This window comes from Streptomyces sp. yr375 (genome assembly GCF_900110755.1).
Taxonomy (GTDB): Bacteria; Actinomycetota; Actinomycetes; order Streptomycetales; family Streptomycetaceae; genus Streptomyces.
The window spans coordinates 121,997-143,518 of sequence record NZ_FOFF01000020.1; the positions used below are offsets into that span (position 1 = coordinate 121,997).

Consider the following 21,522-nt stretch of genomic DNA (forward strand, 5'->3'; position numbering starts at 1 on the left):
CCTGAGAGCCTAAGGGCTTGACCGACTGACGCCTACGGAGCGAGCCGGCGGTCCAGGCGCGTCACCGCGTCCCGGAAGGACCGCCCCACACCCGCCCGCACCAGCCGCAGGACCGCCCGCAGCGCCCTGCTGCCGTCGGCGGCGAACGTCCACTGGACCCGCGTCCCCGCCCCGGCCGGCGTCAGCCGCCACTCCTCGACCAGCGCCCGCAGCCCCGGCGCGTTGGCGACGTCCACGCGGTAGGCGTACACCTCCGGCGCCTTCGCCACGAGGACCGTCTCGCGCAGCCGTACACCGCCCTTGACGCGTACGTCGCGCCCCGCGCCGTCGTCGAGGGGCTCGATGGAGGACACGGCGGGAAACCACTCGGACCAGCCGGACACGTCCTCGGCGAGGGCGCGGAACACCTGCTCGGGGGAGGCGGCGACCTCCCGCGCGAAGACCAGTCGCAGCGGAGCGGTCCCGACGAAGTCCAGCCCTTCGGGCCGCAGTCGGTGAGCCATGCGCGCTACCTCCTCAGCACGAGGAAACGGGGCGCCACCCTAGCCGCCGGCCGGTCAGATGTCTGCACCCTCGACGGGCTCGCCCGACGCCTCCGCCTCACCCGCGACCACCAGCCGCCGCAGGTGCTCGGAGATCTCCGCGCGGGCCTCGACCGGCAGCCCCGCGTCCGTCACCAGCGTGTCGACCTGCTCCAGCGCCGCGAACGAACTCAGGCCCACCACACCCCACTTGGTGTGGTCCGCGACCACCACGACCCGCCGCGCCGACTGCACCAGGCGCCGGTTGGTCTCGGCCTCCGCGAGGTTCGGCGTCGACAGACCGGCCTCGGCCGATATCCCGTGCACACCGAGGAACAGCACGTCGAAGTGGAGCGCCGCGATGGCCTGGTCGGCGACCGGGCCCACCAGCGAGTCCGACGGCGTGCGCACCCCGCCGGTCAGCACGACCGTGGCGGCGCCCTGCCGCGGGCCGGCGGTGCGCTGCGCCAGGTGGAAGACGTCGGCCACCCGCACCGAGTTGGTCACCACGGTCAGGTCCGACACGTCCACCAGGTGATGCGCCAGCGCGTACGTCGTCGTACCGCCCGACAGCGCGATCGCGCTGCCCGGGGGGACCAGCCGCGCCGCGGCCTTCGCGATGTCCTCCTTGGCGGTCAGCTCCAGGCCCGACTTCGCCTCGAAGCCCGGCTCGTGGGTGCTCGCCTCCACCACCGGCACCGCGCCGCCGTGCACCTTCTCCAGGACACCCTGGCGCGCCAGCGCGTCGAGATCGCGGCGCACCGTCATGTCCGACACGCCGAGCTTGCGGGTCAGTTCGTTGACCCGGACGCCGCCGCGACGCCGTACCTCGTCCAGGATCAGGGCGCGGCGCTGCTCCGCGAGGAGGTTCTGATTCTCGCTCACGTACGCTCCGGTCCTTTCCCTCACACCGTCCGACAGGCCCGCTCACCTGCTCCGACGAGGACGTTCTCGCCGACTCCGGGCTGCGGGCGCCCCATCCTCGCACGGCCCGCCCACCGCCGGACCACCACCCCGACGGGTGCCTGCCGGTAGCGGGCGGCACCGCAGTGTGCCCCACGGTCCGGGGAGATTCTGTGACGGGAGGTGTATCACGCCTGCGAAACGGCGATCCTTATGCCCGCACGGACACAAAGTCGAAGGCGTGTCACGGGGGAAGTGCGAACAGTGGAACGTGTCTCCGCGGACCGAACGGCCCTGGAACTCCTGGTGCACGGCGTGGGTGGCGCCACGCCCGAGAAGATGCTGAACGATCCGCGCACGGTGCGGATCACCGGCGACGAGACGGCGGCCGTCTTCCGGCGCGCCGACGACGTCACCGCCGACACAGGGCCGGGCCACGACCGGGGCCGCGACGCCCCGGTGCCCGAGGCCTACGTCTGGTCCAACCTCACCTCCGGGAACGGCACCCGCGCCCTGTGGCTGTTGCTGCTGCCGTTCATGGTCGTCAACCTCGCCCACTGGATGCGGCCCGCCGCCCGCGAACGCGTCCGCGCGGTGCGTCTCTACGGGCTGCTGGTGCGGCTCGCGGCGCTCAGCCTGACGGTGCTGCTCGTCGCCGCGGCCTGCGAGGTCGCCCTCGACCTGACGGCCTGGCAGTGCGCGGGCACACCCGCGTGCGCCGACCGCCACTCCTGGCTCGGCTTCCTCTCGCCGACCGTCTCGAACGGCGGCTGGTGGAGCACGCCCGGCCGCCGCCTCGCCCTCGCGGCCCTGGTCCCGACCGCCCTCACCGGCCTCCTCTGGTACCTCTCCCACCGCACCTGGCGGGCGTACGAGTCACAGGAACCCCTCGATCCCACGCCCGAGCCCGAGACCGGCCCCGCCCACACCGCGCTCGGCCGGCCCGGCTTCTGGTACGGGCGCCGCCTGGTCGCCCGCCTGCGCGCGGCGCACACGGCGGCCGGGCTGCTGACGGTGGCCGCGGCGGTCGGCACGGCGGCCGTACGTGAGGACCGCAGACCCGGCGGCTCCGCCCTCCTCGACGGGCTCGGCCGGCTGCTGGAGGCGTCGCTCGTCGCGGGCGCGCTGGCCACGGTGTGGGTGGTGTGCCGCCGGGGCCGCAGCGAACGCCGCCTGGACCGCCGGGTGGACGCCCACCTCGTCCACCGCCTCCCCCTGGCCGCCCTCGTCCTCCTCGCCCTCACGCTGCTGTACGCCGGCTGGGACCGCCCCGGCTGGCACTCCACCGGCCGCCTCCCGGGCGACGCCACCTTCGGCACCCTCGCCCTCGTCCAGGGCGCCCTGGTCATCGCCCTGGCGGTCGTCGCCCGCGCCCCGCACCGCTGCCCCGCTGAGGAGGAGCGGTGCGCGGTGGGCGGGCTCGGCGGGCCCGCGGTGGCGCTGCTGGCCTGCGCGCTGGGCGGGGTGATGTCGGGCGGTGTGTCGCAGCGGGTGTCGGACTGGCTGGACGGCACCGGGACCTACCTCGCCGGACCGCCCGTGCTGCTGACCTGGCAGGCGTCCGCGATCCCCGTGCTGATCGCCGTCCTGCTGGCGCTGTGCGGGGTGCTCGGGCGGCGGACCCTGCTGCTGACCCGGGCCGAGCAGGAGAACGTGCTCCGGGAGTACGGGGTGGCGCCCGGCGACCCGGCCCGCACCCGCCGTATCGCCCGCGCCCGCGCGATGGCCACGCTCACCGACCGCGCACCCCTGCTCGTCGCCGTCACCGCCGTCGCGACCCTGGTCCTGGGCGCGGGCGCGATCGTCGGCGCGTTCGGCACCGGGAAGACCCCGGTCCGGGCCGCGGAAACGGCCCAGCCGTTCGTGCACGGGGCCGCCCAGACCGCGCAGGCGCTGGGGTCCTGGCTCATCGGGCTCGGCTGCATCCTGTTCGTCACCTGGGGCCGGCGCGCCTACAAGGACGCCTCCGCGCGGCGCACGATCGGCATCCTCTGGGACGTCGGCACCTTCTGGCCGCGCGCCGCGCACCCCTTCGCCCCGCCCTGCTACGCCGAGCGCGCCGTACCCGACCTGACCTGGCGCATCGCCACCTGGACGCGCGCCACCGGCGGCCGCCTCGTGATCTCCGGCCACTCCCAGGGCAGCGTCCTCGCGGCAGCCGCGGCCTGGCAACTCCAGCCCTCCGACCGCAGACGCGTCGCCCTGCTCACCTACGGCTCCCCGGTCGAGCGCCTCTACGGCCGCTGGTTCCCGGCCCACTTCGGCCCGGCCGCGCTCGCCGCCCTGCACGAGGACATCGACTGCTGGCGCAACCTGTACCGGCTCACCGACCCCATCGGCGGCCCGGTACGCGTCTGCGGCGACGGCTGCGGCCCGCAGGTGGACCGCGAGCCCCTCGCGGACCCCCTCGCCTACGGCCGCACCGACGACCACCCACTGCCCGCGGCCGTCCTGGGCCACTCCGACTACCAGGCCGACCCGGCGTTCGCGCAGGAACGCGCCCTACTGCTGAGGCGGCTGCGACCAGAGGCACCGCAGGTATCAGACGTATCAGCCGTACCAGACGCACCGGAGGTGCCCGTGCAGCGGACGTGAGCGGGGGTCAGGGCAGCTCGGGGAGGTCCTCCGCGTACAGCAGCGTCAGGTCGTCCTTGTCCGGCTCCGCGACCTGCGCGACCCGGCTCGCGTGCCGCTCGACCATCGCCTCGAACGTCTGCCGCGCGGTACGCCCGTTGCCGAACGCGGGGCCCTTGGGGAGCTCCGTGAAGTACTTCAGCAGGGCGTCCGAGGTGCCCGGGCCGAGCCGGTACTCGTGCTCCTCGGCCTGCTGCTCCACGATCCGCAGCAGCTCGTCGGGGCCGTAGTCGCCGAAGGTGATGGTCCGTGAGAAACGGGACGCCACACCGGGGTTGACCGACAGGAACCGCTCCATCTCGGCCGTGTAGCCCGCCACGATCACGACGACGGCGTCCCGCTGGTCCTCCATCAGCTTCACGAGGGTGTCGATGGCCTCCTTGCCGAAGTCCCGCCCCGCGTCCTCCGGCGACAGCGCGTACGCCTCGTCGATGAACAGCACGCCGCCGTGCGCCCGTTGGAAGGCCTCCTGGGTGCGGATCGCCGTCGACCCGATGTGCTCGCCGACCAGGTCGACCCGGGACACCTCGACGAGGTGGCCCTTCTCCAGGACGTCGAGGGCGGCGAGGATCTCGCCGTAGAGCCGCGCGACCGTCGTCTTGCCGGTGCCCGGGGAGCCGGTGAAGACCAGGTGGCGCTTGACGGACGCGGCCTTGAGCCCGGCCTGCTGCCTGCGCCGGCCCACCTCGATCATGTCGATGAGGGCCCGCACCTCGCGCTTGACGCTCTCCAGGCCCACCAGCGTGTCCAGTTCGCCGAGCACGTCCTTGGAGGTCCGCACCGACGCCGCCGGCTCGCCGTCGGCCGGCTGCGCCTCCTCCGGGACGCTGACGCGCTGCTCGGGGATCACACCGAGCAGCCCGGACGACTGGACGGTCGTCTGCACGACCGGCTCCGCCGCCGCCACGGCCCCCGGGGTCCGCACGCCCGCGCTCTCGTCGCTCGTGCAGTCCTCGACCAGGGGGCCGGAACCGGCCGTGGCGTCCGCCCCGGCGTCCGCGAACTCGTACCCGCCGCGCGCGCAGCGCTCCGTACGGCACTTGCGCAGCGTCGTACGGCTGCCGTCTATGACGTGGAAGCCGTAGCCGCCGCTGTTGGTCACCCGGCAGTTCAGGAAGCTGCCCCGGCCGCCCGCCGACACGTAGAAACCGGCCTCGGCGGGGGAGTCGACCGTGCAGCGCTCGACGGTGGGGTCGGCGCCCTTGGTGACGATCACACCGGTCTGCGTGCCGTCCACGGTGCAGTTGTTGAGGGTGCCGCCGCTGCCGTGGTCGCGGAACCACGCGCCGGTCGCCGCGTCCCGGATCCGGCAGTCGTCGAGCTGGGCGGTCGCGCCGTCGCTCACCGACACGGCCGTGTTGCGCACCTGGGACAGGTCGCTGTCGACGACGTCCGCGCGCGAGCCGCGGTCCAGGACGAACAGGGCGTCCGGCACGTCGTGCACCCGGCAGGAGTCGAGGACCGCCGTCGCGCCGTCGCTGACCCAGACCGCCGGGTAGTCGCCGGTGCTGTCGAAGATCTCGCACTGGTTGGCGTCCACGCGGGTGCCCGGGTCCCACACCGACAGCCCGTTGCGCCCGAACTGCCGCACCGTCGTGCGGGTCAGCGTCAGCACCGAGCGGGAGCGCAGGTCGACCGCGTTCTCCGGGATGTCGTGGATGCGGCAGTCGGCCAGGGTGAGCACGGCGTCCGTGTCGAGGGTGACGCCGTCGCCGGTGGTGCGGTGCACGTCGCAGTCGGTGAGGTGCGCGCTGGCCCGGGCGGTGATCTGCACACCGCTGCCCCGCACCTCGTAGACCTCGCAACCCACCGCCTCCAGCGCGGAGTTGTCGCCGGTCGCGCTCAGGCCCGCGCCCGAGGTGTGGTGCACCCGGCAGCGCTCCAGCCGGGGGTGGGCGCCGCCGCGCACCAGGATGCCGGCCTGACCGGCCGCGACGACCTCGCACTCCTCGAAGACTCCGCCGCCGCCGTCGACCACGGCGATGCCGATGCCCGCCGGGTTGTCGACCGTGCACCGCCGCACCGTCGGGCGGGCGCTGCCGCGCACCTCGATGCCCGCCGCGGACCGGGTGACGATCCGCAGGTCCAGCAGCTCCGGCGTGCCTTCTTCGACGAGCACCGCGGGCGCGGCCGCGTCCTGGCCTTCCACGTGCAGGTCCTGCACCACCGCCGAGGCGCGCACGGTCAGCGGCACCCCGTCCAGGGGCGCGAGGCGCACCGAGCCGGGGGAGCCCTCGGGGCCGCGCAGCGTCACCGACCGCTGCACCACGAGGTTCTCCCGGTAGGTGCCGGGAGCGATGGTGAGGACGTCCCCCTCGGCCGCGGCCTCCAGGGCGGCGGCGAGCGATGCGTACTCACCCGTGCGGCGCCGCCACCTCGATGTGCCGGTGTGCGTCACCTGGACCGTGCCCTGTGCCATGGCGTTGTCGTGCCCCCACCTCGTGGTACGCGGGTTGATGCCGAAATGCTTCGGCCGGACCACCGTAGCGTGCGCGCGGGTGGTGGGTTGACCAGAGCCGAAAGGCCGTCAGCAGCCGGTGCCGGTGCGGCCCCAGTCCGGGCCCACCCGGTCCCAGGCCCGGTCCAGGCGGGCGTACCGGCGGCGGACCATGCGCCAGACGATCAGCCGCCGGCCGCCCTCGACCGCGCCCGCGGTGAGCAGGGCCGCGCCGAAGCCGGCGAGCACGGCGTGCGTCGTGGCCGTGACGGAGTCCAGCGGGCGGGCCGCCGGCCGGCCGTGGCCGTCCGTCCATATCGCGAAGTGGTCGCCGCCGTGCGGGACTTCGAGGCCGGCCAGGACCGTGCCGTGCTGTGCCGTGCCGTCCGGCGCGGTCCAGTCCGCGACGACCCTGGTGCGTGTTTCTCGGCCGGTGGCCGTCTCCGGGTCCAGGTCCAGCGGCGAGCCGGGCACCTCGCGCACCACGGTGGCCGTGACCTCGTGGCGGGTCCCGCGCTGCTCGCGGACCGCCTGCTGCAGGACGCCCTGCGCGACCGTGCCGATCACCAAGCCCGCCACGGGCGCCACGAAGAGGACCAGGAGCAGCGCCGACAGCGCCACCCAGGCCTCGGCCAGATCCGTACCCCGACGCAGCGGATTGTGCCGCCAGCGCCAGATCCCGCCGATCGCTCGCACACCCGCACCCCCTTCCCGGCCCCTTCCGCTCACACCGTCCCAACGCTCCGGGACCGGGCGGGGGTTCCCACCGATCGCCCTGCCTCGCGGCGCGGCCGAAATCAGGCGACGACGCGCACCGGATCGCCGACTCTGACCGTGCCCCGGGAGAGGGGCACCAGGTTCTGTCCGAAGACCAGTCTGCCGTCCATGCGCCGGTGCCGGGCGAGGGTGGCCAGGGGCTCCTTGCCGCGGGCGGCGGTGGCCTGGTCGGTGGTGGTCACGACACACCGGCCGCACGGCTTGGCGACACGGAACTCGACCTCGCCGACGGCCAGGCGCGACCAGCCGTCCTCGGCCCACGGGTCGGCGCCCGCCACGACCAGGTTCGGCCGGAAACGGTCCATCGGCAGTGGCCCCTCCGCGGCCTTCCCGCCCTGCGCGATCAGGGAGTTGAGGGCGTCGAGGGACGCGGTCGTGGTGACCAGCAGCGGAAATCCGTCGGCGAAGGAGACGGTCTCGCCGGGCAGCGCGTACTCCGGGTCGACGGGCCTGCGCGTCGCCGGGTCGTCCATGTGCACCAGCCGCACGTCGGCGCCGACATGGGCGCTGCACCAGTCGTGCGCGGCGTCGTCGGCGAGGACCCCCTCCACCTTGTCGCGGAAGATCTCCAGCGACACCGTGCCCACCGGCTCGGGCACCCGCACGGTCAGCGGCTCGAGGCCGGGCGCGGACAGCCGGACGCCGCCGGGCAGCAGCTTGGCGGCGGCCAGCGCGAGGCGCGGAAACTGGCGTTGCGTGACGACCTTTCCCCCGTCGTCGATCAACGCCCAGCGCCGGTCACCGGCCAGCCCCCAGGGCTCCACGACGGCCTCCCGGGGCGCCTGACCCCGCAACGCCTTGACCGGATGGACGTGAATCGACAGCAGCTCCGTGTTCCCCATGAGGTCATCCTGCCAGGCGGCGGCGACCACCCCGGGTCGGTCAGTAGCCGCCCCGGTACTGCTGCTGGTTGTACGGATCCTGGTACTGGGGTGCGGCGGGTCGGGGCGCGGCGGGGCGCATCGCCTCGTACCCCGTGCCGGGACCGGCCGGGCGCGGCTGCTGCGCCTGGGGCCCGGGATAGCCGCGCGGCGCGGCCTGCTGCGGGATGTACGCCGCCGGGGCCTGCTGCAGCGGCGCGGGCTGCTGCGCCTGCGGGTACCCGTAGGGCGCCTGCGACGGGCCCGCCGGGAGGGCGGGCAGCGCCGACGGCAGCGCGGGCAGGTTGCCGCCGCCCATGTCGTACGCCGCGGGGACCCGGATCGGGGCGATCTGCGGGGTGCCCCGCTCGGCCACGAGCGAGTCGTAGATCGGAGTGTCCGGGAAGGAGGCGTAGTAGCCGCCGCCATAGGTGGAGCGGGGGGAGGTCATGGCACATAAGTTAAGCCCACGATGTGCTGGTTGGGGAGACCGATAAGAGGGTTGATTTCCGTGTCGGCAGTGACCTCGGATCCCCAATGCGAGCGAAGGGTGGAAAATGGGACGGCAAACGCCCTGAAGATCGTGTAAAGGCCGAGTTCCGAGTGGGTAACCGGCCGGTCGGCCGGTGCTGATCCCGTGCTCCTGATGGGCGTTCGCCGTCCCGCGCAATAGGTTTGTCGGACAGCCAACCGATGGGGGCGTGCACATGTCCATGGCCAAGGGGTCGAATGCTCCGGTGCCGACCACGGCACTGCGGGTCGAACTGGGCCGGCGCTCGGGACCGGGCGTCCCGGACACGGACGCGTCGGCGCTGCTGCTCGTCGGCGGAAAGGTCCGTTCCGACGCCGACTTCGTGTTCTACAACCAGCCGGCGCATGCCTCCGGAGCCGTCCGCCACGAGGGCAAGAACGATGTCGGGGGCCGGGTGACCGACACCCTTCTCGTCGACCTCGCGCGCGTGGAGCCCGCGATCGAGACCGTCGTCCTGGCCGCCTCGACGGACGGCGGCTTTTTCGGCCAGGTCCCGGACCTCTACATCGAGGTGCGGGACGCGGCACAGGGCACCGTCGTGGCGCGGTTCGACAGCACCGGCGCCACGGTCGAGACGGCCTTCGTGCTGGGGGAGTTCTACCGCCGCCAGGGCGCCTGGAAGTTCCGGGCCGTGGGCCAGGGCTACGGCAGCGGACTCGAGGGCCTGGCCACCGACTTCGGGATCACGGTGGACGAACCGCAGCGGCCGGCCGCCCCGGCCCCGCCGACTCCGCAGGTCCCGTCGACTCCGCCCCCGCCCCCGCCGGCGGCCCCGCCCGCCGCGCCGGTCCGGCTCACCAAGGTGACGCTCACCAAGGCCGCCCCGTCGGTGTCCCTGACCAAGCAGGGCGGCACCTCGGGCGCCCTGCACGTCAACCTCAACTGGCAGACCCGCAAGCAGTTCTCGGGGTGGGGCAGCAAACTCGGGCGGGCGACGGCCCTGCACAACGACCTCGACCTCGACCTGTGCGCCCTGTACGAACTCACCGACGGCCGCAAGGGCGTGGTCCAGGCCCTCGGCAACGCCTTCGGCGCCCTGCACCAGCCGCCGTACATCCACCTCGACGGCGACGACCGCACCGGCGCGCAGGCGAGCGGCGAGAACCTGACGGTCAACCTTGACCGCCGGAACGACCTGCGGCGCATCCTCGTCTTCGTGACCATCTACGAGGGCGCCCGTTCCTTCGCCGACCTGCACGCCACGGTCACGCTGCGACCGCAGTTCGGCGTCCCGATCGACTTCTCCCTCGACGAGTGCACCGTCCCGTCGACGGTGTGCGCGCTCGCCCTGATCACCAACCACGGCGGCGACCTCGTCGTCCAGCGCGAGGCCCGCTACCTGGTGCCCGCGCGCGGAGTGAGCCCGCAGCGGACCGTCGACCACGCCTACGGGTGGGGCATGAACTGGACGCCGGGCCGCAAGTAGCCCCAAGCAGCCGTTCCCGACCGGGGCTCAGCCCTCGTCGGGCACCGCGTCCGGACGGGCGTAGGTGCGGCCCTTCCAGGCCGCGCCGCGCCCCCGGTAGTGCTGGACGGCGGAGTCGACCGTCATCAGCAGGTAGAGGAACGCGGTGAACGGCAGCAGCGGAGCGAGCCGCGGCGGCAGACCGTAGTAGCGCAGCATCGGGACGTACGTCCCCGCCATCACCAGCCACGCCAGACCACCGAGCGCCGCCGTGGCCGCGTCGCCGACGGCGAGCCCGGCGAGGAGCGCGAGCGGCGGCACGAGGTACACCAGGGCGAGGCCCAGCACCGTGCCGGCCAGCAGGAGCGGGTTGTGGCGCAGTTGCGCGTAGGCGCTGCGCGACACCATCCGCCACAGGTCGTGCAGCCTCGGGTAGGGGCGCACGCTGTCCACGCGGTCGGCCAGCCCCAGCCAGACGCGACCGCCCGCGCCCCGCACGGCCCGCGCGAGCGCCACGTCGTCGATGACGGCGTGCCGGATGGCGTCCGGGATCCGCGCCCGCTCGGCCGCCTCGGCGCGCAGCAGGACGCAGCCGCCCGCCGCGGCCGCCGTGCGCGCCCCGCGCCGGCCGATCCGGCGGAAGGGGTAGAGCTGCGCGAAGAAGTAGACGAAGGCCGGCACCACCAGCCGCTCCCACCGGCTCTCCACCCGCAGCCGGGCCATCAGGGAGACGACGTCGAAGCCCCCGGTACGCGCCGCCGCCACCAGCTCCCGCAGGCTGTCGGGCGCGTGCGCGATGTCGGCGTCCGTCAGGAGGAGGTACTCGGGCTCACGCGCGCGTGCCAGCGCGATGCCGTGCCGGACCGCCCACAGCTTCCCGGTCCAGCCCGCGGGCGGCTCGCCCGGCGCGTCCACGGTCAGCGGGAGCCCGCCGAGGCGGCGGGCGAGCGCGCGCGCCAGGTCGCCCGTGCCGTCGGAGCTGCCGTCGTCGACGAGGAAGATCTCGGCCCGCCCCGGATAGTCCTGCGCGAGCAGCGAGGGCAGGCTCGCGGGCAGCACCGCCGCCTCGTCGCGCGCGGGGACGACGACACAGACCGACGGCCACCGCTCCGGCTCCGCACGGGCCGGCAGCCGCACATCCGTGCGCCAGAAGAAGCCCTGACAGAGCAGCAGCCACAGCCAGGCGGACAGGGACAGGGCGGCGATCCACCCGACGGCGCTCACGCGCGCAGTCTGCCCCACCCGACCGGGCCTCAAGAGCACATCGTCTATCGTGGCCGGGTGAAGATCGCGCTCATGGACTCCGGAATCGGTCTGCTGGCGGCCACCGCCGCGGTACGGCGCCTGCGACCCGACGCCGATCTCGTGCTCTCCCTCGACCCCGACGGCATGCCCTGGGGCCCGCGCACCCCGCAGGACCTCACCGAGCGTGCCGTGGCCGTCGCCGAGGCCGCCGCCGCGCACCGGCCCGAGGCCCTCATCGTCGGCTGCAACACGGCGACCGTGCACGCCCTGCCCGCCCTGCGCGCCCGCCTCGAACCCGGCATCCCGGTGATCGGCACCGTGCCCGCGATCAAACCGGCCGCGGCCGGCGGCGGCCCCGTCGCGATCTGGGCCACGCCCGCCACCACCGGCAGCCCCTACCAGCGGGGCCTGATCCAGGACTTCGCCGACGGCGTCCCGGTCACCGAGGTGCCCTGCTGGGGCCTGGCCGAGGCCGTGGAGCACGCGGACGAGACGGCGATCGACACCGCGGTCGCCGCGGCCGCCGCCCTCACCCCCGAAGAGGTAACGACCGTCGTCCTGGGCTGCACCCATTACGAACTGGTCGCCGACCGCATCCGCGCCGCCGTGCAGCGCCCCGGGCGTCCGCCGCTCGTCCTGCACGGTTCGGCCGGGGCCGTCGCCGCGCAGGCGCTGCGCCGGATCGGCGTACGCCCCGCGCCCGAGGCGACGCCCCTCGGTACCGTGACCGTTCTCCTCAGCGGCCGCCAAGGCGCGCTGCCGACGCCCGCGCTGGCCTACGCGGAAGGCCGCCTGCTGCAGGCCGTCAGCCCCGCGCAGTGACCGACCGGTAGCGCCGCCGGCCCGGGGAGCGTCCGCCGCCCGGGCGGAGCAGTGACCCTGCGCTACGCGCTACCGGCGCAGCGAAAGCTGAGTAACCTCATGCGTATGAGGGACCACGCCCACGACGAGAGCACTCCGCTTCCCGACGTCCCGCATCCCGACGTCTGGACCGGGCGCGCCACCAACCGGTTCCAGTGGCTGCTCGCGCTCGTCGGCGCCGCCTGTATGGCGCTCGGCATCAAACTCGCCATCGACTCCGCGTGGACGTCCGGCGTCGCCCCCCTCGTCATGGCCGTCGTCGGCTGTATCGCCGCCGGGCTGCTGGTCCTCTTCGGCACCCTCGCCTTCGTCCACGTCGACCTGAGGCTCGACAAGGACTCCCTCGAAGTGCGCTGCGGGCACATCGGCCTGCCGCGCCGCCGCATCCCGCTGGCCCATGTCGCCGGCGCCGACTTCGAACCGCTCGTCACCCCGCGCCACTGGGGCGGCTGGGGCTATCGCTGGCGGCCGGAGAAGGGCACCGCCGTCGTCGTCCGCCGTGGCGAGGGCGTGGTGCTGCGGCTCTGGGACGGTCACACGTTCACGATCACCGTGGACGACGCGGAGTCGGCCGTACGCGTCATCAGGGCCCGGCTGCGGGCGGACACGCCGGACGCGGCGCGCTGACGTCAGGCGGCCGGATGGTCGTCGTGGCGCAGGTCCCGCTCGAACTCCGACGCGGACGCGGGCAGCGCCTCGGGTGACTCGGGTGGCGCGGGTTCCTCGGTGAGCGGTCGGGCCGTGGCCAGGCCCGCCAGCAGGCCCGCGCCGACCGACACCGTGGTGAAGCTCAGCGCGTTGCCGATCGCGGCGACGCCGGCGAGGGCCGTGAGCGCGGCACCCGCCGTGAGGACGACCGGTGTGGGGCGCGGCGCGCGCCACAGGGCGAACAGCACCCAGCAGAAGGCCGCCGCGAGCAGCAGCACACCCACGACGCCCTGCTCCGCCGCCAGTTGCAGGGGCGCCGAATGGGGCTTGCCGTCGGGCAGCGTCGACTGCGCCGCCGTCGTGCTCAGCTCCCCGAAGCGCCCGGGGCCCACGCCGAGTCCGGCCTCGTCGTGGGCCATGCCCAGGGCGTCCTGCCACAGGTCGACCCGGTGCGGCGTCAGCCCGTCCCGCAGCGCGCCGGCTACGCGGCCGGGCAGCGCGCCCCCGGCGACCGCCCAGGTCAGGCCCGTCACCAGGAGGGCGACACCGGCCAGAGCCACCAGGCCCGGGCCCCGGCGGCGCATCCGGCCGGCGGCCAGGGCGCACAGCAGCACGGCGCAACAGGTCAGCACCGCCATGGTCGATCCGAGGAGCGCCCCGGCGACCGCGATCACCCCGGCGAGCAGCCACAGCGCCCACCGCAGCGCGGGCACGGGCGTGGCCCAGGCGGCGCAGCACGCGGCACCGGCCGACAGGGTCAGCAGCGCGACGGTGGCACCGGCGTGCCCCAGCGGCGCGACCGTCTCGGGCCCCGGGGCGAGCCGGGGCAGGGCCACCGCCAGGGCGAGCCCGGCCAGCGCCCCGGCGCAGGGCGCGGAGACCGGCAGCAGCACCCCGAAGATCCGCCCCGCCGCGTACCCGGCGGCCAGCGCCAGCACCGCGAGCAGGACGCCCTCGGGGCGTCCGCCGTGCACGGCGGCGGTGACCAGGGACCAGACGGCGCAGGCCCCGAACACGGCCATGCCCGCCGCATCGGAAACGTTTCGCCTTTCTCCGTCCCCGTGTCCGTCTTCCCAGTCCCCGTCTTCTCTGTATGCGCCCGTGCCGCCCGCAGACGTCATCCCCGTGGAACCCACCCCGTCCCCCCGAACCCGGTCGCCCCCCGACCGTGACGGACCCGACCGAACCGTGCCGGACCCGAACGCGTGCGCGACCAGGGCCCTGGCTCACCGTAACGGCTGATGGACGGTTTGTGGATGACTTGCGCCGGGTTGTGCGCCGGATCGCGGGTGCTGAAGGTGCCCCGAGGGTGCCCGGGGCACCGTACGGTCGGTCGACCGCGCTGTCGGCCAAAACCTCACCCGCCGTACACTCCCGGAGTGACCGTCACCGCACCTCCCGTGGGCCAGCCGGACCAGGCGGAGCCCCAGACCGCGCAGGCCTCGCGCGGCTCCCGGCTCCTGCGCCTCGTCCCGGCCGCCGCAGCGGCGCTCTCCGGAGTGCTGCTCTACGTCAGTTTCCCGCCGCGCACCCTGTGGTGGCTGGCGCTGCCGGCCTTCGCCGTCTTCGGCTGGGTGCTGCGTGGCCGGAGCTGGAAGGCGGCCTTCGGTCTCGGCTACCTCTTCGGGCTGGGTTTCCTGCTGCCGCTCCTGGTGTGGACCGGCGTCGAGGTCGGCCCGGTGCCCTGGCTGGCTCTGGTGGCCATCGAGGCGGTCTTCGTCGGGCTGGTCGGCGTGGGCGTCGCCGCCGTGTCGAAGCTGCCGGCCTGGCCGGTGTGGGCGGCGGCCCTCTGGATCGCAGGCGAGGCGGCACGCGCGCGTGCGCCCTTCGGCGGCTTCCCCTGGGGCAAGATCGCCTTCGGCCAGGCGGACGGCGTCTTCCTGCCCCTCGCCGCACTGGGCGGCACCCCCGTCCTCGGCTTCGCGGTCGTCCTGTGCGGCTTCGGCCTGTACGAGGTCGTACGCCTCGTACAGGAGCGCAGGCGCACGGGTGAGCTGCGCCGGACGGCCGCCGCCGTGGCGCTGCTCAGCGTGGCCGTTCCGGTCGTCGCGGCGGTGGCCGCCCGCACGCTGGTGAGCGACAAGGCGCAGGACGGCACCGCGACGGTCGCCCTCATCCAGGGCAACGTCCCGCGCCTCGGCCTGGAGTTCAACGCCCAGCGCCGGGCCGTCCTCGACTACCACGCGCGCGAGACGGAGCGCCTGGCCGCCGAGGTCAAGGCGGGCAAGGTCGCCCGGCCCGACTTCGTGCTGTGGCCCGAGAACTCCTCCGACATCGACCCCTTCGCCTACGCCGACGCGGCCGTCGTCATCGACGGCGCGGCCAAGGCGATCGGCGTGCCCATCTCGGTCGGCGGGGTCGTGGAGCGCGGCGGCAAGCTCTACAACGAGCAGATCCTGTGGGACCCGGTGAAGGGACCCACCCAGACGTACGACAAGCGGCAGGTCCAGCCGTTCGGCGAGTACCTCCCGATGCGCTCGCTCATCGGCGCCATCAACGGGAACTGGACCTCCATGGTCCGCCAGGACTTCAGCCGGGGCAGCAAGCCGGGCGTCTTCGACATGGACGGCGCCAAGATCGGCCTCGCCACCTGCTACGAGGCGGCCTTCGACTGGGCCGTGCGGGACACGGTCACCCACGGCGCGCAGGTGATCTCCGTGCCCAGCAACAACGCCACCTTCGACCGCAGCGAGATGACCTACCAGCAACTCGCCATGTCCCGCGTCCGCGCGGTCGAGCACAGCCGTACCGTCACGGTGCCCGTGACCAGCGGCGTCAGCGCGATCATCATGCCGGACGGCAGGATCAGCCAGAAGACCCGCATGTTCGTCGCCGACTCGCTGGTGCAGAAGGTGCCCCTGCGCTCCTCGGAGACGCCCGCGACGAAGCTCGGCATCCTGCCCGAGATCGCCCTCGTGTTCGTCGCCGCGGGCGGCCTGGGATGGGCGATCGGCGCGGGGGCGCGGGCCCGCCGACGGACCACGACGAACTGACCGGCCCGCCTCCGCACGACAAGTCCCGCCCGGTCAGGCCTTGTCCGGGCAGGTCGTGTCCGGTCAGGTCGTGTCCGGACACGGCCGACTGGATAGGGTCGGGTCCATGCCGACTCCTGACTTCATCACCGAGATCCGGGCCTCCGCAGGCCACCAACTGCTCTGGCTCCCCGGCGTCAGCGCCGTCGTCTTCGACGACGAGGGGCGTGTGCTGCTCGGCCAGCGCGCGGACAACCATCAGTGGTGCGTGATCTCGGGCATCCCGGACCCGGGCGAGCAGCCGGCGGACTGCGCCGTGCGCGAGGTGTACGAGGAGGCGGGCGTGCACTGCGTCCCCGAGCGCGTCGTCCTGATCCGCGCCGGGAGCCGGATGGAGTTTCCGAACGGCGACAAGTGCCAGTTCATGGACGTCACCTTCCGCTGCCGGGCCGTCGGCGGCGAGGCGCGGGTCAACGACGACGAGTCCGTCGCCGTGGGCTGGTTCGCCCTGGACGCCCTGCCGCCGATGCAGGAACGGCAGCTCTTCCGCATCAAGCAGGCCCTCTCCGACGAGCCCACGTGGTTCGAGACCGCGACGACCGAGTAACGCGGGGGCGGTGACTGTACGTCGTCCCGGACGTCCTGCGGTCCTACCGGCTGCGGTCCTACCGGCGTCGGCCGCGCGCCCAGTGTTCGTCGATGAACCGGCGGATCTCGCGGGCCTTGTCGCGGTCCTCCGGGGTGCCGCCGAGGAACATGCCGTGGCCGGCCGCCTCGAAGACGTGCAGTTCCGCCTCGATCCCGGCCGCGCGCAGCGCCCGGTGCATCCGGACCGTGTCCGACAGCAGCAGGTCACGGGTGCCGGTGGTGAGGATGGTCGGGGGGAATCCCCTGGCGAGGTCGCCGAAGAGCGGGGAGAGACCGGGGTCGCGCAGGTCGTGGCCGGCGGCGTAGAGGCGGATGGCCGGCATCAGGTCGGCGCTCAGTACGGAGTCGAGGCCGAGGTTGGTCCGCAGGCTGTCGCCGGCCCCGGTGAGGTCGGTGGCCGGGGTGCTCAGGACCAGCGCGGCGGGGAGCGGCAGGCCCTCGTCGCGGGCCCGCAGCAGCAGCGCGGCCGCCAGGTTGCCGCCCGCCGAACTCCCGCCGACGACGATCTCCTCGGGCCGGTGCTCACCCAGCAGCGCCCGGTAGGCGGCCAGGCAGTCGTCGAGCGCCACCGGGTAACGGTGGTCCGGCGGCATCCGGTAGTCGACCGCCCACACCCGCGCGCCCGTCGACACCGAGGTCAGGATGCCCCTGGCGCGGCAGACCTCCCCTTTCCCCGAGATCCACGCGCCGCCGTGGATCTCCAGGTAGACCCGGCGGTCGTCGGGCGGGAGGCCCGCCGGAGTGATCACATGGACCGGGAAGCCGTCCAGGTCGAGCTGCTTGACCTCGACCTCGGCGTCGAGACGGGCCAGCGTGTCGCCGACCATCCCCCGCACCGCCTCGTCCGTGGCGGCGCTCAGCGCCCGCCAGCCGTCGAGATCGTCGAGCTGCGGATACGGCGTGGTCGGCACCGGTACCCCGCGCGCGAGGACGGCCTGGGCCTCCTCGCTCACCGACGTGGGTACGGGGATGTGGCGCGCCGGCAGATGAAGGCCGGGGCGAGCGTCATTCGTCGACGCGCCGCACGGGACGTCGGGGCGCGGGGCGGGGGCGTCGGCCATCGAGTGGTCGGTCATCGGGTGGTCTCCAGGATCCGGGTCAGGTCGTCGGTGGAGAGGGTGATGCCGGGAAAGTGCAGGAACTGGCGGGCCGGGATGGACGCGATCATGTGGATGAGGTCGCCGTTGGCCTCCGACCCCCGGCGCTGTTCCTCGGTCGCCCCGGCGCTGAGCGCCTGTTGGAGCAGCGGCCCGGCGACCGGGTGGGCGAGCCAGTCGCCGAGTGCGGAGTCGAGGGACAGGGCGACGGCGGTGGTGTCGCCGGTGAGGGTGACGGTCTGTTCGGCGACGACACGGCCGGCGCTCTCGCCGATCTGGACCGTGTACGAGCCCGGCGCGACCGCCCAACGGCTCTGCTCGACGTCGTAGTAGGCGAACGCGCGCCGGTCCAGGGGGAGTTCGACGGTACGGGACTCTCCGGGGAGTAGGGCGAGCTTGGTGAACGCGCGCAGTTCACGGGCGGGACGCCGTACCGGTCCGGCGGCGGTGGCCACGTACACCTGGACGACGTGCTTACCGGCCCGGTCACCGGTGTTGGTGACCGTGACCCGGACCGTGGCGGTGTCGTCGCCGGTGACGTCGACGGCCAACTCCCCGGTGCTGAACGTGGTGTAGCTCAGCCCGTGTCCGAAGGGGTAGCGGACGGCGCGGCCGACGGTCTCGTAGTGGCGGTAGCCGACCATCACGCCCTCGCCGTACCGGACATGGCCCGCCTCACCGGGGAAGGTGAGGTAACTGGGGTTGTCCGCCAGGCGGAGCGGGATGCTCTCGGCCAGGCGGCCGGACGGGTTGACGACGCCGGACAGTACGTCCGAGAGGGCGCCGCCCGCCGCCTGGCCGAGCAGCCAGCCCGCCACGATCGCGTCGGCGTCGTCGTGCCAGCCCTCCAGGGACACCACCCCGCCGGCCGAGACGACGACCACGGTACGCGCGGCGACGGCGGCCACCGCGCGCACCAACTCCACCTGTTCGGCGGGAAGTTCGAGGTCCTCGCGGTCACTTCCCTCGGTCTCGCCGCGCAGTCCGACGAAGACCACCGCGACCTCGGCCTCCCGGGCGACCCGCACGGCCTCCTCGCGCAACGCCTCCGGATCCAGCGCTTGGTCCTGCGTGCACCCGGCCGCGTAGGTGACGGTGTGGCCGAGTGCCCGGAGCGCCGCCAACGGGGTGTCGACACAAGGGGCGTTGACGAGCGAGCTGCCACCACCCTGGAACTGCGGGTCGACGGCGAACTCGCCGACGACGGCGACCCGTGAACCTTCCACGAGCGGCAGGGCGTTGCCCTCGTTCTTCAACAGCACGACACAGTCGGCGGCCAACTCACGTGCCAGCGCGTGGTGTTCAGCGGCGAGCGCGTCTCCGACCGCCCCGACAGTCCCGGCCGCCTCGCTCGCGTCGGTCGCCCCGGCCGGGCCGGCTGCCGCCGCGTGGGCCGTCGCGGCGAGTTCGGCCACGCGTCGTACGCTCGCGTCGACGACGGCCTCGGCCAGGACGCCGTCGTGGACCGCTCGTACGATCGCCGCGTCGTTCGCGGTGTCCGGGCCGGGCATCTGCAGGTCGAGCCCGGCGGCCAGGGCGGCGACGCGGTCGCCGACTGCGCCCCAGTCCGAGACGACCACGCCTTCGAAACCCCACTCCGCGCGCAGTATGTCGGTGAGCAGCCGGCTGTGCTGCGAGGCCGGGACGCCGTTGAGGCGGTTGTAGGCGGCCATGACCGCCGCCGGGCGGGCCTCGGTGACGACGCGCTCGAACGCCGGCAGGTAGATCTCGCGCAGGGTGCGTTCGTCGACGTCGGCGCTGACCCGCATCCGGTTCGTCTCCTGGTTGTTGGCCGCGAAGTGCTTGACCGTCGCGCCCACGCCCTGCGCCTGGAGGGCCCGTACGAACGCCGCGCCCAGCACGCCGGACAGGAGCGGGTCCTCGGAGTAGTACTCGAAGTTGCGCCCGCACAGCGGGGACCGCTTGATGTTCACTCCGGGGCCCAGCAGGACGCCGACGCCCAGCGCGCGGGCCTCCCGGCCCAGCGCCGCGCCGACCCGGGCAGCGACCTCGGTGTCCCAACTGGACCCGACGGCGACGGCCGGGGGGAAGCAGGTGGCCGGTTCACTCGCGTGGAAGCCGAGGTGATCGGCGCCGGCCCGCTGGCGGCGGACGCCGTGCGGGCCGTCGGTCAGGACCACCGCGGGGACTCCCGCCTCGTCGAGCGCCCGGGTGGACCAGAAGTCCCCTCCCGAGAGCAGGGACGCCTTCTTCTCCAGGGGGAGAGCGGCGGGGTCGGACTGCTGCATGGGTGAAATCCCTTCGGCGGAGCGGGCCTTGCTGGCGGCCGAAATCTTTCCGTGTCAAAAATCTATCACTCGAAAAAATTAAGAGCTAGCCTGCGCGCAGTCAGTACAAGCGCTCTGCCCGTACGAGGAAGCCGGGGTGCCGTATGTCGCTCAACGTCGAGTCACAGCACACGGAGAGGGAGGCCGGGAGGTCCGGCTTCGGCGCGCGGTACGCGCTGATCCTGATCGCGCTGCTCTGGGCGTGTCAGTTGAACGGACTGATCGGCCTGATCTCCGGGAACGCCCAGTCCGCGATCGCCATCCACTTCCAGACCACCAAGATCTCCTGGTTCAGCCAGGTCGGGCTGCTGGGCGGCGTCTTCGCCACGCCCTTCGTGGTGAAGGCCGCCGCGATGTACGGCAAGCGGCGCGTGATGGTCGTCATCACCTCGTTCGGCCTGGTCGGCGACGTGCTCGCCGCGGTCGCGACGAACTACGAGACGCTGCTGGTCGGGCGGGCGCTGGCCGGCTTCTACGGAGCGGCGGGGGCGCTGACCTACGCGCTGGCCCGCGATGTGTTCCCGCGCCGGCTGGTCGGTCCGGCCAGCGGACTCCTCGGCGGCGGCGTCGGCCTGGTCGCGCTGGGCGGGCCGTTCCTGTCCGGCTGGCTCCTCGACGACCACGGCTTCCGTACCGCGCTGTGGTTCATGGCGGCGGCCACCGCGCTGAGCCTGGTGCTGCTGCTGGTCTTCGTGCCCGAGAGCCCGGTGCGCGAGGAGCGCACCCGCATGGACTGGGCCGGCGGCTTCCTGCTGGGCGGCGGTCTCACGGCCGTCGTCTACGGCATCGGCGAAGGCGCGGGCTGGGGCTGGACCAGTGGCCGCACGCTGGGCGTCATCGGCGCCGGGATCGTGGCCGTGATCGCCTTCCTGGTGGTCGAGGGCAAGGTCGCCCACCCCATGTTCCCCATCTCCCTGCTGGGGCGTCGCCGGGTGTGGACGACGTTCCTGGCGACGGGCCTCGTCTCGGGCGCGATCTACGCCGGGGGCGTCGTGACGAACCTGCTCACCCTCATGCCGAACATCCCGGGTGTCTCCGGCGGCCTGGGCTGGAGCGCGACGAAGGCGGCGCTGGTCGCCGCGCCCGGCAGCATCCTGGTGATCGGGGGCGCGGTGGCCACCGGGGCGCTCGCCCGGCGCTTCGACTCACGGCTGCTGCTGGCCGTCGGCGGCGGACTGGTGGCCGTCGGGATCGGCCTCACCTCCCAGTTCCACCACAGCGTCGCCCAGTTCATGGCGGTCGGCGTGTTCGGCGCGGTGGGGATGGGCATGGTCGTCTCCATGATCCCCGTCATGATCATCGAGTCGGTGGAGCCGGAGGAACAGGCCCTGGCCAACGGCGCCCAGGGCATGGTGCAGGGTGTCGTGCAGGGGCTGCTCATGCAGGTCGCCTTCGTGGTCCTGGCCAAGGACGGCAAGGTCCTGAACGGCACCGAGTTCTACGGCGACGACGGCTACACCAACGGGTTCCTGCTGTTCGCCTGCGCGGTCGGCGTCGCCGCCCTGATGGTCCTGCTCATCCCCAAGGGCAAGCGCCTCGACGAGGCGGAGACCGGCCAGGCCGCCTGACCTGCCCGCGCACGGCCGAAGGCCCCTCGGATCTTGGGTTCAAGGGGTCGTCGCAACACCACCTGGTTTCAGGTGGTGAGTAGATCACGTAGACGCTCGGCTGGGGTATCCCAGTCGAGCGTCTTG

17 protein-coding genes are annotated in these 21,522 nt (G+C 73.7%); 7 read left to right on the plus strand and 10 right to left on the minus strand.

All coding sequences use genetic code 11. The features are described from left to right. Window positions 1-32: 32 nt before the first annotated feature. Complete coding sequence (locus BMZ82_RS21015; protein ID WP_093777993.1) at window positions 33-503, minus strand: SRPBCC family protein; 471 nt, start codon at window positions 501-503, stop codon at window positions 33-35. A 54-nt stretch (window positions 504-557) separates the two neighbouring features. Next, a complete protein-coding gene (locus tag BMZ82_RS21020) occupies window positions 558-1,406 on the minus strand; it encodes a DeoR/GlpR family DNA-binding transcription regulator (RefSeq protein WP_093777995.1) in 849 nt (282 codons plus the stop codon). 231 nt (window positions 1,407-1,637) lie between these two features. On the opposite strand from BMZ82_RS21020, the gene BMZ82_RS21025 reads away from it, so the two are divergent. Beyond that, window positions 1,638-4,019, plus strand: coding sequence for a hypothetical protein (locus BMZ82_RS21025; protein ID WP_371271271.1), 2,382 nt, complete (start codon window positions 1,638-1,640; stop codon window positions 4,017-4,019). A 7-nt stretch (window positions 4,020-4,026) separates the two neighbouring features. On the opposite strand, the gene BMZ82_RS21030 is transcribed toward BMZ82_RS21025, so the two are convergent. From BMZ82_RS21030 to BMZ82_RS21045, 4 genes are all read right to left on the minus strand, one after another. Next, window positions 4,027-6,477 (minus strand): right-handed parallel beta-helix repeat-containing protein, encoded by a 2,451-nt coding sequence (locus BMZ82_RS21030; RefSeq protein ID WP_177244582.1) that lies wholly within the window; start codon window positions 6,475-6,477, stop codon window positions 4,027-4,029. A 108-nt stretch (window positions 6,478-6,585) separates the two neighbouring features. Next, window positions 6,586-7,191, minus strand: a complete 606-nt coding sequence (locus BMZ82_RS21035; RefSeq protein WP_093778001.1) for an Rv1733c family protein — start codon at window positions 7,189-7,191, stop codon at window positions 6,586-6,588. A 101-nt stretch (window positions 7,192-7,292) separates the two neighbouring features. Beyond that, entirely contained in the window at window positions 7,293-8,114 is an 822-nt protein-coding gene (locus tag BMZ82_RS21040; RefSeq protein ID WP_093778046.1) for an MOSC domain-containing protein, read from the minus strand. 40 nt (window positions 8,115-8,154) lie between these two features. Beyond that, entirely contained in the window at window positions 8,155-8,583 is a 429-nt protein-coding gene (locus BMZ82_RS21045; RefSeq protein WP_093778003.1) for a DUF6643 family protein, read from the minus strand. A gap of 262 nt (window positions 8,584-8,845) precedes the next feature. Here BMZ82_RS21045 and BMZ82_RS21050 point away from each other — a divergent pair, with 262 nt between their 5' ends. Further along, window positions 8,846-10,090, plus strand: a complete 1,245-nt coding sequence (locus BMZ82_RS21050; protein WP_093778048.1) for a TerD family protein — start codon at window positions 8,846-8,848, stop codon at window positions 10,088-10,090. 27 nt (window positions 10,091-10,117) lie between these two features. Here BMZ82_RS21050 and BMZ82_RS21055 read toward each other — a convergent pair whose 3' ends face one another. Next, on the minus strand, window positions 10,118-11,311 hold the full coding sequence (locus BMZ82_RS21055) for a glycosyltransferase (protein WP_093778005.1): 1,194 nt from the start codon (window positions 11,309-11,311) through the stop codon (window positions 10,118-10,120). 39 nt (window positions 11,312-11,350) lie between these two features. Here BMZ82_RS21055 and BMZ82_RS21060 point away from each other — a divergent pair, with 39 nt between their 5' ends. Beyond that, window positions 11,351-12,136 (plus strand): glutamate racemase, encoded by a 786-nt coding sequence (locus tag BMZ82_RS21060; RefSeq protein WP_093778007.1) that lies wholly within the window; start codon window positions 11,351-11,353, stop codon window positions 12,134-12,136. A 105-nt stretch (window positions 12,137-12,241) separates the two neighbouring features. After that, on the plus strand, window positions 12,242-12,802 hold the full coding sequence (locus tag BMZ82_RS21065) for a hypothetical protein (protein ID WP_093778009.1): 561 nt from the start codon (window positions 12,242-12,244) through the stop codon (window positions 12,800-12,802). Between the two features lie 2 nt (window positions 12,803-12,804). On the opposite strand, the gene BMZ82_RS21070 is transcribed toward BMZ82_RS21065, so the two are convergent. Beyond that, window positions 12,805-13,845: an O-antigen ligase family protein gene (locus tag BMZ82_RS21070; RefSeq protein WP_093778011.1), complete on the minus strand. Its 1,041-nt coding sequence runs from the start codon at window positions 13,843-13,845 to the stop codon at window positions 12,805-12,807. A gap of 357 nt (window positions 13,846-14,202) precedes the next feature. On the opposite strand from BMZ82_RS21070, the gene lnt reads away from it, so the two are divergent. Both lnt and BMZ82_RS21080 read left to right on the plus strand, forming a co-directional pair. After that, on the plus strand, window positions 14,203-15,816 hold the full coding sequence (lnt, locus tag BMZ82_RS21075) for an apolipoprotein N-acyltransferase (RefSeq protein WP_093778013.1): 1,614 nt from the start codon (window positions 14,203-14,205) through the stop codon (window positions 15,814-15,816). 106 nt (window positions 15,817-15,922) lie between these two features. Then, window positions 15,923-16,402 carry an NUDIX hydrolase gene (locus BMZ82_RS21080; RefSeq protein ID WP_093778015.1) on the plus strand — a complete coding sequence of 160 codons (480 nt, stop codon included), beginning with the start codon at window positions 15,923-15,925 and terminating at the stop codon, window positions 16,400-16,402. A 58-nt stretch (window positions 16,403-16,460) separates the two neighbouring features. Here BMZ82_RS21080 and BMZ82_RS21085 read toward each other — a convergent pair whose 3' ends face one another. Beyond that, window positions 16,461-17,519 carry an alpha/beta hydrolase gene (locus BMZ82_RS21085; RefSeq protein WP_218159040.1) on the minus strand — a complete coding sequence of 353 codons (1,059 nt, stop codon included), beginning with the start codon at window positions 17,517-17,519 and terminating at the stop codon, window positions 16,461-16,463. Further along, entirely contained in the window at window positions 17,516-19,789 is a 2,274-nt protein-coding gene (locus BMZ82_RS21090; RefSeq protein ID WP_093778017.1) for a glycoside hydrolase family 3 C-terminal domain-containing protein, read from the minus strand. The genes BMZ82_RS21085 and BMZ82_RS21090 overlap by 4 nt, the downstream gene beginning before the upstream one ends. Before the next feature lie 143 nt (window positions 19,790-19,932). On the opposite strand from BMZ82_RS21090, the gene BMZ82_RS21095 reads away from it, so the two are divergent. Next, window positions 19,933-21,396, plus strand: coding sequence for an MFS transporter (locus BMZ82_RS21095; protein ID WP_093778019.1), 1,464 nt, complete (start codon window positions 19,933-19,935; stop codon window positions 21,394-21,396). Window positions 21,397-21,522 lie beyond the last annotated feature (126 nt).